13 protein-coding genes are annotated in these 13,845 nt (G+C 39.1%); 8 read left to right on the top strand and 5 right to left on the bottom strand.

Annotated features, from left to right (window positions below; all coding sequences use genetic code 11):
- Nucleotides 1-46: 46 nt before the first annotated feature.
- A complete protein-coding gene (locus NST76_RS15805) occupies nt 47-2,191 on the top strand; it encodes an EAL domain-containing protein (protein WP_231745058.1) in 2,145 nt (714 codons plus the stop codon).
- A 51-nt stretch (nt 2,192-2,242) separates the two neighbouring features.
- On the opposite strand, the gene NST76_RS15800 is transcribed toward NST76_RS15805, so the two are convergent.
- The 3 genes from NST76_RS15800 to NST76_RS15790 all read right to left on the bottom strand — a co-directional run bounded on the left by NST76_RS15800 (nt 2,243) and on the right by NST76_RS15790 (nt 4,161).
- The gene (locus NST76_RS15800; RefSeq protein WP_036128267.1) at nt 2,243-2,434 is read right to left on the bottom strand and encodes an H-type small acid-soluble spore protein; all 192 of its coding nucleotides are present in this window, start codon (nt 2,432-2,434) and stop codon (nt 2,243-2,245) included.
- Nucleotides 2,435-2,446: 12 nt separating this feature from the next.
- The gene (locus NST76_RS15795) at nt 2,447-2,611 is read right to left on the bottom strand and encodes a YfhD family protein (RefSeq protein ID WP_139149533.1); all 165 of its coding nucleotides are present in this window, start codon (nt 2,609-2,611) and stop codon (nt 2,447-2,449) included.
- A gap of 140 nt (nt 2,612-2,751) precedes the next feature.
- A complete protein-coding gene (locus NST76_RS15790) occupies nt 2,752-4,161 on the bottom strand; it encodes a LysM peptidoglycan-binding domain-containing protein (RefSeq protein ID WP_036128266.1) in 1,410 nt (469 codons plus the stop codon).
- A 281-nt stretch (nt 4,162-4,442) separates the two neighbouring features.
- Between NST76_RS15790 and NST76_RS15785 the strand changes: the two genes are divergently transcribed.
- Nucleotides 4,443-4,721 carry a diguanylate cyclase gene (locus NST76_RS15785; protein ID WP_058844330.1) on the top strand — a complete coding sequence of 93 codons (279 nt, stop codon included), beginning with the start codon at nt 4,443-4,445 and terminating at the stop codon, nt 4,719-4,721.
- A gap of 6 nt (nt 4,722-4,727) precedes the next feature.
- Here the strand turns inward: NST76_RS15785 and NST76_RS15780 are convergent, their stop codons facing one another.
- On the bottom strand, nt 4,728-5,123 hold the full coding sequence (locus tag NST76_RS15780) for a (deoxy)nucleoside triphosphate pyrophosphohydrolase (RefSeq protein ID WP_058844331.1): 396 nt from the start codon (nt 5,121-5,123) through the stop codon (nt 4,728-4,730).
- A gap of 172 nt (nt 5,124-5,295) precedes the next feature.
- Here NST76_RS15780 and NST76_RS15775 point away from each other — a divergent pair, with 172 nt between their 5' ends.
- From NST76_RS15775 to pheT, 3 genes are all read left to right on the top strand, one after another.
- Nucleotides 5,296-6,060, top strand: a complete 765-nt coding sequence (locus NST76_RS15775; protein ID WP_058844332.1) for an RNA methyltransferase — start codon at nt 5,296-5,298, stop codon at nt 6,058-6,060.
- Between the two features lie 392 nt (nt 6,061-6,452).
- Nucleotides 6,453-7,490: a phenylalanine--tRNA ligase subunit alpha gene (gene pheS / locus NST76_RS15770; protein WP_036128260.1), complete on the top strand. Its 1,038-nt coding sequence runs from the start codon at nt 6,453-6,455 to the stop codon at nt 7,488-7,490.
- A gap of 12 nt (nt 7,491-7,502) precedes the next feature.
- Nucleotides 7,503-9,920 (top strand): phenylalanine--tRNA ligase subunit beta, encoded by a 2,418-nt coding sequence (pheT, locus tag NST76_RS15765; protein WP_058844333.1) that lies wholly within the window; start codon nt 7,503-7,505, stop codon nt 9,918-9,920.
- Nucleotides 9,921-10,199: 279 nt separating this feature from the next.
- Here pheT and rnhC read toward each other — a convergent pair whose 3' ends face one another.
- Nucleotides 10,200-11,126, bottom strand: a complete 927-nt coding sequence (rnhC, locus tag NST76_RS15760) for a ribonuclease HIII (RefSeq protein WP_036128256.1) — start codon at nt 11,124-11,126, stop codon at nt 10,200-10,202.
- A 135-nt stretch (nt 11,127-11,261) separates the two neighbouring features.
- On the opposite strand from rnhC, the gene zapA reads away from it, so the two are divergent.
- From zapA to polX, 3 genes are read left to right on the top strand one after another with little or no spacing between them, the layout of a single operon-like run.
- Nucleotides 11,262-11,522 (top strand): cell division protein ZapA, encoded by a 261-nt coding sequence (zapA, locus tag NST76_RS15755; RefSeq protein WP_036128254.1) that lies wholly within the window; start codon nt 11,262-11,264, stop codon nt 11,520-11,522.
- 5 nt (nt 11,523-11,527) lie between these two features.
- Nucleotides 11,528-12,067, top strand: a complete 540-nt coding sequence (locus tag NST76_RS15750; RefSeq protein ID WP_036128251.1) for a CvpA family protein — start codon at nt 11,528-11,530, stop codon at nt 12,065-12,067.
- Nucleotides 12,068-12,126: 59 nt separating this feature from the next.
- Complete coding sequence (polX, locus tag NST76_RS15745) at nt 12,127-13,836, top strand: DNA polymerase/3'-5' exonuclease PolX (protein ID WP_058844334.1); 1,710 nt, start codon at nt 12,127-12,129, stop codon at nt 13,834-13,836.
- The last annotated feature ends 9 nt before the right edge of the window (nt 13,837-13,845 follow it).

Below are 13,845 nucleotides of genomic sequence, written 5' to 3'. Positions count from 1 at the left end.
TAGAATTTCCTAGTCAATGTTTAGATAGTTGTATGGAGGGTTTGTAGTGGAGAAATGGTTTAATCAAATAGAGAAAAAAGAGGTTTGGTACATAATATTGCCGTTATTACTTGTCATACCATTATTAAGCTTTAGCAATCAAATGTATGGTGTATTCCAAGGTGACATTTATCAAAATTTAAAATTGGTGATCCAAGTTTTAATCATTGTTTTTACAATGGCTATTGCGATCCAATCTTATTTAGTATTTTCACACTTATTATCCAATCAAACTTTATACATAGGGAACATTTTTTTTATAATTGCATTACTTGAATTAGTTAGCTTGTTCTTTAGTCAATCTACTGAATGGGGCTATATGGACGAGTCAATACATATATTAATGCGTGTGTATCTATCCATTGGATTTCTACTGATTATTTTATTCAAAAGACAACAATTATCAATGAACTATCGGTTGTTTACATATGGTAGTTCTTTGCTATTCGTTATAGTCAGTATTTCTCTAGTGTATATGGTATCCAACATATTGTCAGAACAATTGCTAGTGTATATTGATAATATGGTACACCTTTTTGCTATAATTCTTCAAATTATAACCATTGTGATAGTAAGTAGGTATCTAAAAAAAATGCCGAAGCGATCGATGTGGTTAATCAGTGCAGCCATCTCGCTTATTGTAAGTGATGTCTTTTTTATTTTTAGTCAAGATCAAAATGCGATATGGGATTTCTCGGCATTAATTTATCAATTTTTAGCCTTTTACTTTTTCTTAAAGGCGATTTATTATACATCTGTGGAAAAGCCGTTTCAACAATTATTAAAAATTAAAAAGGATCTTGAACAATCTCAAGAAGAGCTGCGATTTCAGGCCTATCACGATGATATAACACTACTGCCAAATGAGCATTTATTACTAAAGACGTTAAAGGAAAATTTACATGATAATCAAGTGCAGAAGGCCATCATTGCCATAGAAATTGACCGTTTTGCAGCCATTCGCTCCTCTATCGGGATAAGTAATTCTAATAAAATGATGAAGCTTGTCGCAGAGCGCATTCAAGCGATTGTACCTCCTCATTATTTTGCAACGAAGCTGCGAGAGGGTCAATTTGTTATTTATATTAATCATGTAAAGACGGTTGAAGAATTATTACAATTTTGCTTAAATCTCAAAAGTGCCATGAAAGACCCTTTGCAGGTACAATTATTTTCATTAAATGGCAACTTGAATATGGGCATTGCCCTCTATGAGGATAAATGGACGGGCGAAGAGCTATTGATGCATGCCCAATTAGCAATGAGAGAGGCTAGACAAATACCCCAAAGATTTCTTTTTTATAAGCCTTATATGTCAAAAGACATTGCAGATCGAATTTTGTTAGAGCAAGACTTACATAATGCATTAGCCAATAATGAGTTTTATTTAGATTATCAGCCACAGGTAAATTTAAAAACGGGCACAATTGAATCCGTCGAAGCATTGGCCCGCTGGCGGCATCCGACGCGTGGCTTTGTACCACCAGATGTATTTATTCCCATTGCCGAAGAGTGTGGGCTTATTATCCCATTAGGTAAATGGATATTAGAAACAGCTTGTATGCAAGCGAAAACATGGGAAAAACAAGGGTTACCCCCGATGAAGGTGGCAGTGAATTTGTCACTTGGGCAATTATTTCAGCAGGATTTAGTAGAAATGGTGGAAGAAATTTTACAACGCACAAAATTGACGCCTAAATATCTACAATTAGAAATTACGGAAAGTATGACGATGAATATTGATCAAATGACACAGCTATTACATGAATTAAAGGCATTAGGCATTCAAATTGCTGTAGATGATTTTGGAACAGGCTATTCATCTTTATCCTATTTAAAGGATTTTCCCATTGATTGTTTAAAAATCGACCGTACTTTTGTAAGAAATGTGCCGCATAATCCAAACGATGAAGCACTTGTTTCTATGATTATTTCGATGGCTAAACATTTGCGTTTAAAGGTTGTTGCAGAAGGTATTGAAGAAGTGGAACAACTATCATTTCTGATGGATGGCGGTTGTGATTATATTCAAGGCTATCTATTTAGTAAGCCAATCTCACCTCAGCAAATTTCAGAAACCTATACGGATTTACACCACCATATAGATGAAGTGTTAACACAGCTTCAATATATTGAGGATTATATTATTTAAATAAAAAAAGAACCTGCTTATTGACTATGCAAATAAGCAGGTTCTATCTGTTTAATGAACGAGATATTCTTCCTTTAATTCGGAAATAGCTACTTCAGATCGCTCCTCTAAAGAGCGGCGAAGGTGAACAGTCGCTGTTTTCTCATCATTGTGGAGTTGGTCGATCCAGACGGAAACGCCATTATAGCTCACTTCATATTCTGACGGTGAGGCAACAATTTCTTGTGCACGTTGAAAATTCAACGGAAGCCCCCCTTATTTTTTTTGTTTATTTTTGTTTTGTGTGACTGAATTAATGAGCTCCATAAACTCTTGAGAAAATTCTTCACTCACCTTATTTGGTGCGATTTTTTGGTTTTTTGGTGTTTGAGGTAATGAAGCTTTATTATTGCTTTGACCTTGTTTATTGTCTCTTCCCATGTGAGTTGCTCCTTTCCTGTTGATATAGGTTAATATGGCTTCAAACAGCATTTTTTATCCCGACATCACAGGTAGTAAGTCGTTACTTCACATGGGAAAAAGTTGCATAGCTCTTTATTTTTTGAGAACAATAACGAGCACTACGGTTTTTTAATGGAAAAATGATTGCTTAATAAAACCCAATTTTGAGGGAACGGGAATCCTAATGCCCAATAACTAATACCTCGAAGGTTATAGTGTTTGACCATATCAAATTTCGCCTGTGCACTTCTTGCATCCTCAAACCATACCTCATGATGCCTTCCTTGCTCATCGACATACTGATAAAAAGGAGATTGTGCAGTCGGGTCAAATTGTATTGTTGCTCCGTACTTGATGGCTCTATTAAGCGCCTCCTGCGGACTAAACGTTTCTGCTTCCTGTCCTTTGACATGAGGTAAGAGCCAATCACGCGCATACAGCTCAAAGCCCAATAGAATCTTATCGGCTGGAATTTCAGTTAAGGCATATTCCACAACTCTTCGCATTTCATTAATAGGGGAAATGGCTTGTGGAGGGCCAAGTCGATATCCCCATTCATACGTCATTAATACTACAAAATCTGCAATTCTCCCATGTGCTTCATAATCATGTGCTTCATACAATGTGCCAGTTTGCGTAGCACTTGTTTTTGGTGCAAGGGCAGTTGACACTAAATAGCCCTTTGGATGAAGCATATCAGCGGCTAATTGTATAAAGGCATTGAAATTTTCACGATCTGCTGGCAAAACATTTTCAAAATCGATATTCAATACTTGGTAGCCTTTATCTTGCATCACTTGTAAAACATTATTCATAACTTTTTTTCGTAGGTCAGCATCGGACAAGACGACATGTGCTAAATTAGAGCCTTCCTCTGTAGCAGTAAAATTAGCGAGCGTTAACATAGGGATGATGTTTTTAGCCTTTGCAGCTGCTATCATACTTTCGTCGCTGATGGGCTGTAATGTACCGTCTTCCTTCATTTTATAAGCAAAGGGACTAAAGTACGTTAAAAGATGACCAACGGCATTAATTGAATCAATCGCTTCTTCAGATGGCTGATAGGAATAAGCATTGACTTCAATCATCGGTAATTCTCTTGGGATGATTAAATTAGTTCCTACATATAGCATATTAGGATTGTTTATTTGATTTTCCACCACAATGACTTGAACGGTCGTACCGTAGCGCTGAGCTATTTGCCATAATGTTTCTCCTGGCTGCACGATATGGATGATGGGGGGAATTATTAATTTCGTTCCTGGTGTTAACATATCGGGATTTGTTAGATGATTTTCTGAAATGATGGATTGTAAAGGAACACTAAAGCGTTGAGCAATTGACCATAACGTGTCCCCACTTTGAACAGTATAAATGGTATAAGGAGAAGGAATAACTAGTGATTGCCCGATAGCTAATTGATCGGGTGTAGCTAATGCATTTAATAGACTGATCGATTGAACAGGTACAGCATAATGATTGGCTATTTGCCATAATGTTTCGCCAGCACTCACTACATGAATAAGCATAGAACACCTCCTACACGATGTTATTAGTGCATCATATGTTTCAAAGGTGAAAATGAGTATTTTCATGTGAGTCCAGTAAAATAGTTGAAACTTCAAATTCTTTGATAAGTTTCATGGGGAGAAAGGTGCTTGTTGTTGAAAAAGGTGAGGCTCACGGGGACGGCAGAGCCCTTCTCCTTATGTATTTTAAATATCGATCATTTTAAAAACGTTCATGATATAGAGGGTCATTAAGTGGGAGATGATGTCCTGTTCAATTAGCACAGCTACTGCAGCATCGAGTGCGTGTAAAAGACAATGTTGCTCGTTACGGCGATGAGGAATTTATCAGCATCTTACCAGTGAACGAAATAGCTGTGGCAAAAGCAATTGGAGAACAATTAAGACAAACTGTTAAGCAGGATAATTGGCCGACAGGACGTATTACGCTCAGTAGAGGGATTGCTACAATAACAGCTGGGGATACAGACATGCCTTTCATAAAAAAAGCAGATGAAGCACTGTATGTATTGAAAGCGTATGGATGCAACCGAGTTACTCATTATCATGAGATGAAATGAATGTCTTTATTTTTCGGCTAATAATTTTTGGATAGAAGGTAGATCTGCTGGAGCGAATGGAAGTTCGAGCAATTGCTTGCGAGGAACCCATTTTGCTTCAGCATGTTCTAGTATTTTGGGTACGCCTTTCACAATCGTTGCCTTATATGTTTCTAAGTGAACGAAAAATGTGTCGTATTCATGAAGGGTTACTGCGACTCGATCACCTACTTGAATCATACAGTCAAATTCCTCAAAAATTTCACGATAAAGCGCCTGCGCAGGTGTTTCGCCGTGTTCTATCTTCACACCAGGAAACTCCCAGTAATTTGCTAGTACCATATGTGGATTTCTTAAAGCACAGAAAATTTCTTGCTGCTCATTTTCTATAATGACACCAACGACATGTATCGTTTTTTTCATTTATATTCAGCTGCCTTGACTTAGTATGCTGTGTCTAATTATAGCATGTCTATATTGTTCTTTACTGAACGACTGTAGAAAATAATAGTTTTCTCACATAACTATGAAATTTGCCATTTGCTAAGGTATAATAGTGGTCAATATATAGGAAAAAGGCGGTAAGAGGTAGCATATGAAGAGAATTGAATCTACGCAAAATGCGTTAGTGAAATATTGGAAAAAGTTAGCGACAACAAGAAAAGAGCGTGAACGATCAGGTGAATTTCTAATAGAGGGTTTTCATCTTGTGGAGGAAGCTTTAAAAAATAAAGAGCAAGTATTACAAATTATTGTACGTGAAGGTATTGATTTGCCAATGTTATGGCCGATTGATGATGTTGCTATTGTAGAAGTAACAGCAGCAGTAACAAAGGAATTCGCAGAAACAGAAACTTCTCAAGGCGTGTTTGCTGTATGTAAACAGCCAATTTTAGAGGATGAAGTGAAGGCCACTTGGCGTAAAGTGCTATTAATTGATGCAGTCCAAGATCCTGGTAATATTGGAACAATGATACGCACTGCCGATGCAGCAGGATTAGATGCCGTGATTTTAGGAAAAGGCTGTGCAGATGCCTACAATCCTAAAACATTACGCGCAGCTCAAGGCTCCCATTTCCATATCCCAGTAGTACGCGGAGACTTAGCAGAATGGGTAGACTTGCTACAAAATCAAGGTGTACCTGTCTTTGGTACTGCTTTGGATGAGGAGGCAGTGCCATATAGTGACATTCAGCATTCGGGTGCATTTGCTATTATTATGGGGAATGAAGGAAGTGGCATCCAGCCACAGCTATTAGCGATGACAGATCAAAATATGATTATTCCACTTTTTGGACAAGCTGAATCATTAAACGTAGCAGTTGCAACAGGTATTGTTTTATATGGCTTTGTGAAATAATTGACAGATCCTTGTGGGATTCAGGTAGTTGTCTCTTGATTTGCTACTATTCGTTATTGTATAATTTATTCTAAAATGTATGTTTAAATAATAAATGCTTTGATCGGGAAGTAGTAAAGATTGTGAATGGACGACAGGGAGCGTAAGGCCGGAGATTGAGAGCCGACGCCGTACCAATGCAATTTTGAATTCAGCCCGTGAGCAGCTACCGGGACCAGCGTGATGCTGTAAAGGTGTGCCGGCTTCATCAAGTCGTTATGTCAATGAAGTGATTGTAAGTTTTTTGCTTGCAATAACTAGGGTGGTACCGCGAATATGTCCTCGTCCCTTTTTAGGGGCGAGTTTTTTTTATGCCTAAAATGCAGGCATTTATTTTCTAAGGAGGTTTTAACATGGAAGAGCAATTAAAACAATTAGAGCAAGAAGCTCTTGCTAAAATTGAAGCAGCAGCAAATTTAAAAGAATTGAATGAAGTGCGTGTTGCATATTTAGGGAAAAAAGGACCTATCACAGATTTACTAAAAGGGATGGGGAAATTATCAGCTGAAGAACGTCCGAAAATGGGGGCTTTAGTGAATAATGTTCGTGAAAATGTAACAGCAGTACTAGAAACAAAGGTGGTTGTTCTAGAGGAAGCAGCGATTGCTGAAAAATTAGCAAGTGAGTCGATTGATGTCACTTTACCAGGTCGTGAAGTGAAAGTAGGAAATCGCCATCCGTTAACACGCGTCATTGAAGAAATTGAAGATTTATTTATCGGAATGGGTTATGAAATTGCTGAAGGTCCTGAAGTAGAAAAGGACTACTATAACTTTGAAGCACTAAATTTACCAAAAGGACACCCAGCACGTGATATGCAAGATTCGTTCTATATTTCCGAGGAAATATTGCTACGTACGCATACTTCGCCAGTACAGGCTCGTACAATGGAAGCAAAAAAGGGTGAATCTATTCGCATCATTTGTCCAGGTAAAGTATTCCGTCGCGATAATGATGATGCAACACATTCCCATCAATTTATGCAAATTGAAGGTTTAGTCATTGGCGAGAATATTCGTATGAGTGATCTAAAAGGAACATTAGATACTTTAGCGAAAAAAATGTTTGGTGCAGACCGCGAAATTCGACTTCGTCCGAGCTTCTTCCCATTCACAGAGCCATCAGTAGAAATGGATATTTCTTGTTTCAAATGTGGTGGCGCTGGTTGTAATGTATGTAAGAGCACAGGTTGGATTGAGATTCTAGGCGCAGGTATGGTGCATCCAAATGTATTAGAAATGGCTGGCTATGATCCGAAGAAAGTTTCTGGCTTCGCTTTCGGTATTGGTGCAGAACGTATTGCGATGTTGAAATATGGTGTTGACGATATTCGTCATTTCTATACAAGTGACACTCGTTTCTTATCACAATTCGAGCGAACAGAAGCGTAAGGGGGATAAAACATGTTAGTATCATTAGAATGGTTAAAAGATTATGTCAATACACAGGACTTAGCGCCTGAGCTATTAGCTGAAAAAATTACACGCTCTGGTATCGAAGTAGATGCAGTTATTGATCGTGCAAACGCTATGGATAAAGTAGTGGTTGGCTATGTAGTGTCTAAAGAGAAACATCCAGAAGCTGATAAGTTAAATATTTGTCAAGTTGATGTTGGAGAAGCAGAGCCACAACAAATTATTTGTGGTGCACCAAATGTAGATGCTGGTCAAAAAGTCATTGTTGCTCGTCCCGGTGCACATTTACCAGGTGGCATTAAAATAAAAAAAGCAAAACTTCGTGGTCATGAATCAAACGGTATGATTTGCTCATTGCAAGAACTTGGAATCGAAGGCAAGCTTGTTCCTAAAGCATATTCAGAAGGAATCTACGTATTACCGTCAGATGCAGAAGTTGGCTCTGATGCACTGGCTATTTTAGGCTTACGTGATACAGTGCTAGAGCTAGGCTTAACACCAAACCGCTCAGATGCTCTTTCTATGCTTGGTGTAGCCTATGAAGTAGGTGCCATCCTTACTGAGGAAATTAAGTATCCAGAGATTGCATATAAAACGGCTAATGAAAAAGCACAGGATTTATTAAAGCTACGTGTAGAAGATTTACAAGCAAATCCGATGTATGTCGCAAAAGTGGTGAAAAACGTAAAAATTGGTGAGTCACCAATGTGGTTACAAAATCGTTTAATGGCAGCGGGTGTACGCCCTCACAATAATGTCGTGGATGTAACCAACTATGTGTTAATGGAATATGGTCAACCATTGCATGCTTTCGACTATGATAGCCTAGCAACAGGTGAAATCGTCGTTCGTAAAGCAAAAGAAGGTGAGAAAATCACAACACTGGATGACCAAGAACGAACTTTAAAAGCTTCTGATTTAGTCATTACGAATGGAAAAGAACCAGTGGCGATTGCTGGCGTAATGGGTGGTGCCAATTCAGAGGTAACAGACGCAACAACGACTGTTGTCATTGAATCAGCTTATTTTGATGGTTTAACAGTACGCCAAGCATCTCGTCACCTTGGTCTACGTTCAGATGCATCGGCTCGTTTTGAAAAAGGGGTAGACCCAAATCGTGTCTTACCAGCCGCTGAACGTGCTGCCGCATTGCTTGCTGAATTAGCTGGCGGTGAAGTATTAGAGGGTACATGTCTAGTAGATGAGTTAGATAAAACAGCAGCGCGAGTAGTCGTTTCTCCAGATTTTATTAATGAGCGTTTAGGGATGAAGATTGCATTGGAAGATATGCTTTCGATTTTAGAGCGTCTAAAATTTGGTGTAGAGGCAGCAAATGGTTTACTAATGATTGATGCACCAACACGCCGCCAAGATATTAAAATCGAAGAGGATATTGTAGAGGAAATTGCTCGTCTTTACGGTTATGATGAAATCCCTATGACATTGCCAGAGGGGGCAACACAAGTAGGCAATCTAACACCATACCAAGCTAATCGCCGTGTTGTTCGTCATTATTTGGAAGGGGCTGGCCTCTACCAAGCTGTAACATATTCATTAACATCTGATGCATTGTCACAACGTTTTGCCTTAAAAGCAGAGCCAGTAACTAAATTGTTAATGCCAATGAGTGAGGAGCGCTCTACATTACGTCAAAGCCTTATTCCACACTTAATCGAAGCGACTGCGTATAATGTGGCTCGCCAGGCTGAGGGTGTTGCTTTATATGAAATTGGTTCTGTGTTCCTTGGTCAATCAGATGAAGGGCAACCTTACGAAGAAGAGCATGTAGCAGCGGTACTAACAGGTAAATGGCTAGATCATGCTTGGCAAGGTGAGAAAAAAACAGTAGATTTCTTTGTGCTAAAAGGTATTATCGAAGGTGTAATCGGTAAACTTGGCTTAGAAAATCGCATGACATTTGTGAAAGCACAAGTGGATGGATTACATCCAGGACGTACGGCTAGCATCTTATTAGATGGCGAGCAAGTCGGTATTATTGGTGGACTCCATCCTGCAGAGCAAAAAGCATGGGGAGTCAAAGACACATATGTTATGGAAATGAATTTAGTTGCCCTATTAAATGCAAATGCACAAGAAGCCCCACTTGCATATACATCAGTGCCTCGTTTCCCAGTCATGTCTCGTGATATCGCGCTCATTATGGACCGTGCAACAACAGCAGGTGAAGTTGTCGAAGCTATCAGCGCAGCTGGCGTGAAATTATTAAAAGACATTCGCATATTCGACGTTTATGAAGGGGAAAAAATGGAGCTAGGTAAAAAATCCGTTGCATTTTCTCTCACATACTTCGATCCAGAACGTACTTTAACGGACGAAGAAGTAGTAGCCGCACACAATAAAGTGTTAAAAGCTATTGCTACGATTGCAGGTACAGAAGTACGCTAATCTATTTGAAAAAAGACTGTCTTTTTGAGGCAGTCTTTTTTTACTTGGGGAATTTAGCTAAGGGGGAGGGTCAGCGCAAGCAGAAAGGCACTCTCAAAGAGGCTCAAAGCGTTCACTCCGAGAAGGTAGTTGCTCAAAGTAGTCCAAGTCGCTCTCAATCGAATTAAAAGCGTTCTCGTACAATTGGAATCTAGCAAGATTACTATTTTTCAAAAGAACCTAGATATGGGAACTACCCATAAGACTCCCCCTGCTACTTAAAAGAACATGGAATGCTTTTTAAATCTTCTTTCGTGCTTTTTCGGTGTTGGCAAAATGCCATTTTGTTATGGAGCGTAGAAATTCCTCGCCATGGCTACGCCAAATGCGAGCTGCTTGCATATCTACCTTGCTAGAAGCCCCCTTCATTAAGGTAAGCCCTGCGATTGCACTCAATCGATCCATTTCCTTTAAAAATGCAGCACGCGCTAAAATAGATGCTGTAGCGACAGCGACATGTAATTGCTCTGCTTTGGTAGAAAAATAGACATTTTCTTGTACAAGTTCATGTTCGTTTTTTAAATAATTGTAATAGACACCGCGTTCGGCAAACTGGTCGATTAAAATGAATTCGGGTTTTTCAGGTGCCATTTTCGTCAGCGTATTTTTTAGAGCCTTGTTGTGCATCATGGCTTTCATTTTTCCTTGGGAATAGCCTTTTGCCTGTAGGCTGTTATATTTCTCGTTGTGTAATACGAGGACACTATGGACACAAGCTGCTCGTAAATCCGGTGCAATTTTTCGCATGTAATCATCCGTTAGCATTTTCGAATCTTTTACGCCAAGCTCATTAATAAGTTCGATTTTGGAGGTAGGTACATATACCGCAGCCACTGTGATAGGGCCGAAATAATCACCTGTGCCAGTTTCATCTGAGCCTAAGACAGACATTGCTGCGAAATTTTCAGGTAGTACATCACCCTTTGCCCCGATAGATGAGGATGTCTGGCTAGTTGTTTTTTCAATAGTTCCCCAACGTGCCGCCTCGCGTTCAGCACCACCTCCTTGAAACATTAATTTTCCTGATTTATACATAGTAATGGCGGTATCTGGTAGCTTTGCAGCAAAGATGACACCAGGAGCCTTACGCTCGATAAAATAGGTTGCGTAGTAAGCCATCACCTCTTTTTGAATATTTGTTGAAATGGAAAGCACAATATTTGACATTTAATCGTTCCTTTCTGTCCTCATTGTTCACAATTTTATACCTTTCATGGTATGATAATAAATAGCTTTTTTGTGTGATGGTGCTCACAAGCTGAAAAGATCGTGTGTGCATCGAATTTATAGGAGGGTGCGACTATGGAAAAACAAGAAAAAAATAAAATTTCTGTGGAAATATATGGTCATACATATAAAATGGTCGGCTCAGAATCCATTGGCCATATGCGACTTGTTGCTTCGATTGTTGATGACCGGATGCGCGAGATGAGCGTACATAATCCCTCACTTGATAGCACAAAACTTGCTGTTCTGACGGCAGTAAATACAGTACATGATTATTTACTATTAAAAGAACGAATGGAGCAACTAGAAGAAGAATTGAAAAAACTAAAGGGTTGAAGAGAATGTTAGATTTAATCATATTAGTGGTACTGCTAGCTGGAATTGGTGTCGGTGCAAAACGAGGTTTCATTGTACAAATGATGCACATTGTCAGCTTTGTCGTAGCCCTAATTGTTGCGTATATTTATTATAAGCCATTAGCACAAAAATTTGTATTTTGGGTGCCTTATCCAGGTGTCACTGATACAGGTAGCCTTGGTGTCGTCATTGATAGTCTCGATTTAGATCGCACCTTCTATCGTGTGATTGCCTTTGCGGTAATTTTCTTTGCTGTTAAAATAACATTGCAAATCGTGGCATCGATATTTGATTTTATTGCGTATTTACCTGTGCTCAATACAGTGAATCGTTGGCTTGGCGCATTACTTGGCATGATTGAAAACTATTTAATTATGTTTATTTTGCTATACGTGTGCGCTTTATTGCCGATTGATGTCATTCAAAATTTAATGTCGAAGTCATTGTTAAGTGGGCTTATGTTGGAGCATACACCGATTATTACGAAGATGTTCCAAAACTGGTGGTATATTTATATGCAATAGTAAACTGTGCACTTCTCTCTGTTTTGAGAGAAGTGTTTTTACGATAGGGGGAATTACCAATGAATAAAAAAACAATTATTCGCACACTCGAAAAAATTGCTTTATATATGGAACTACAAGGAGAAAACCCATTCAAGGTATCTGCTTTTCGGAAAGCAGCTGCAGCACTGGAGGGGGACGAGCGTTCATTAAGTGAAATGGACGATGTAACAAAACTTAAAGGGATTGGTAAAGGAACGGCTGCTGTCATTGAGGATTTGATGGTAACAGGTGAATCTAGTTTGTTAAAAGAACTAGAAGACATTGTCCCTAAAGGATTATTGCCATTGTTAAAATTGCCAGGCTTGGGAGGTAAAAAGATTGCGAAGCTTCACCAAGAGCTAGGCATTGACTCAGCAGAAAGCTTAAAGGCAGCTTGTGAAGCAGGGAAAGTTCGTGAATTAGCAGGCTTTGCTGTAAAAACAGAGGAAAAAATTTTAAAGGAACTCGCTAATTTGGCGAATCGCTCAGAACGTTTACCAATTTGGCAGCTTGAGCCTGTGGTTTTACAAATAGAGGCGCTTCTAGGTAGTATGAAGGAAGTGGAACGTTTTTCAGTTGCTGGAAGCTTCCGTCGGGCGCTAGAAACAAGTAAAGATATTGATTTTATTGTGGTGACACAAGCAGTTGAGGCTGTACGTGAAAAGTTATTAAATGGATTAGCCATCCAAGAAGTAGTGGCAGCGGGAGATACTAAAATTTCAGTGATTTTAGACTTAGAGGAGCCAGTTGGTGTTGATTTCCGTTTAGTGAAGGACAATGAATATGCAACTGCCTTGCATCATTTTACAGGGTCAAAAGACCACAATGTGCGTATGCGCCAACTTGCCAAAGCGCGTGGTGAAAAAATTAGTGAATATGGCGTTGAACAGGAAGATGGTACCGTTATAACGTTTTCAGATGAAGCGGCATTTTTCGCTCATTTTGACCTACCTTGGATTCCACCAAGCTTACGCACAGGAACTGTGGAATTTGATAATACAAAGACGATTCAACAGTTAGTGCGATTAGAGGATATTCAGGCAGATTTACATATGCATACGACCTGGTCTGATGGTGCATACTCTGTTGCAGAAATGGGCGAGGCATTACGAGCGCGTGGCTATCAATATAGCGTTATTACAGATCATTCACAATTTCTAAAAGTAGCAAATGGTTTAACACCGGAGCGTTTAGAAAAACAGCGTGTGGAAATTGAGGCATTTAATGCAACACATCCAGATTTCCATTTGTTTAAAGGGACAGAGATGGATATTTTGCCAGACGGCTCCCTTGATTTCGACGATCAAGTGTTAAAAGAGTTAGACTTTGTTATCGCTTCTATTCATTCGAGCTTTACACAATCACAAGATAAAATTATGGCACGTTTACTAACGGCCATGCAAAATCCTTATGTTCATATGATTGCCCATCCAACTGGTCGAATTATTGAGGATCGTGATGGCTATAATCCTGATATGAAACAGCTGATTGCGTGGGCGAAGGAATATGGTAAAATTTTAGAGTTAAATGCAAATCCGTATCGTTTAGATTTATGTGTGGAACATTTAGAAATGGCTTTAGCTGCAGGTGTACCTGTAGCCATTAATACAGATGCTCATGATATAGCGCATTTACGTTTTATGGATATCGGTGTTCGCTATGCCAATAGAGCATGGCTACCGAAAGATATGATAGTGAATACATGGACGCTTGAACAATTTGAGGCGTTCATACGACGAAATAAATAGGTTGAGGAG

The sequence above is a fragment of the Lysinibacillus sp. FSL W7-1291 genome (assembly GCF_038593415.1).
GTDB lineage: Bacteria > Bacillota > Bacilli > Bacillales_A > Planococcaceae > Lysinibacillus > Lysinibacillus fusiformis_D.
This window is presented reverse-complemented; position numbering and strand designations above follow the sequence as displayed.

Coding starts and splice junctions, on each gene's coding strand:
- zapA (WP_036128254.1), top strand. CDS start 11,262: ATGGAAAAACAAGAAAAAAATAAAATTTCTGTGGAAATATATGGTCAT.
- NST76_RS15780 (WP_058844331.1), bottom strand. CDS start 5,123: ATGAAAAAAACGATACATGTCGTTGGTGTCATTATAGAAAATGAGCAG.
- pheT (WP_058844333.1), top strand. CDS start 7,503: ATGTTAGTATCATTAGAATGGTTAAAAGATTATGTCAATACACAGGAC.
- NST76_RS15775 (WP_058844332.1), top strand. CDS start 5,296: ATGAAGAGAATTGAATCTACGCAAAATGCGTTAGTGAAATATTGGAAA.
- NST76_RS15795 (WP_139149533.1), bottom strand. CDS start 2,611: ATGGGAAGAGACAATAAACAAGGTCAAAGCAATAATAAAGCTTCATTA.
- pheS (WP_036128260.1), top strand. CDS start 6,453: ATGGAAGAGCAATTAAAACAATTAGAGCAAGAAGCTCTTGCTAAAATT.
- polX (WP_058844334.1), top strand. CDS start 12,127: ATGAATAAAAAAACAATTATTCGCACACTCGAAAAAATTGCTTTATAT.
- NST76_RS15750 (WP_036128251.1), top strand. CDS start 11,528: ATGTTAGATTTAATCATATTAGTGGTACTGCTAGCTGGAATTGGTGTC.
- NST76_RS15790 (WP_036128266.1), bottom strand. CDS start 4,161: ATGCTTATTCATGTAGTGAGTGCTGGCGAAACATTATGGCAAATAGCC.
- rnhC (WP_036128256.1), bottom strand. CDS start 11,126: ATGTCAAATATTGTGCTTTCCATTTCAACAAATATTCAAAAAGAGGTG.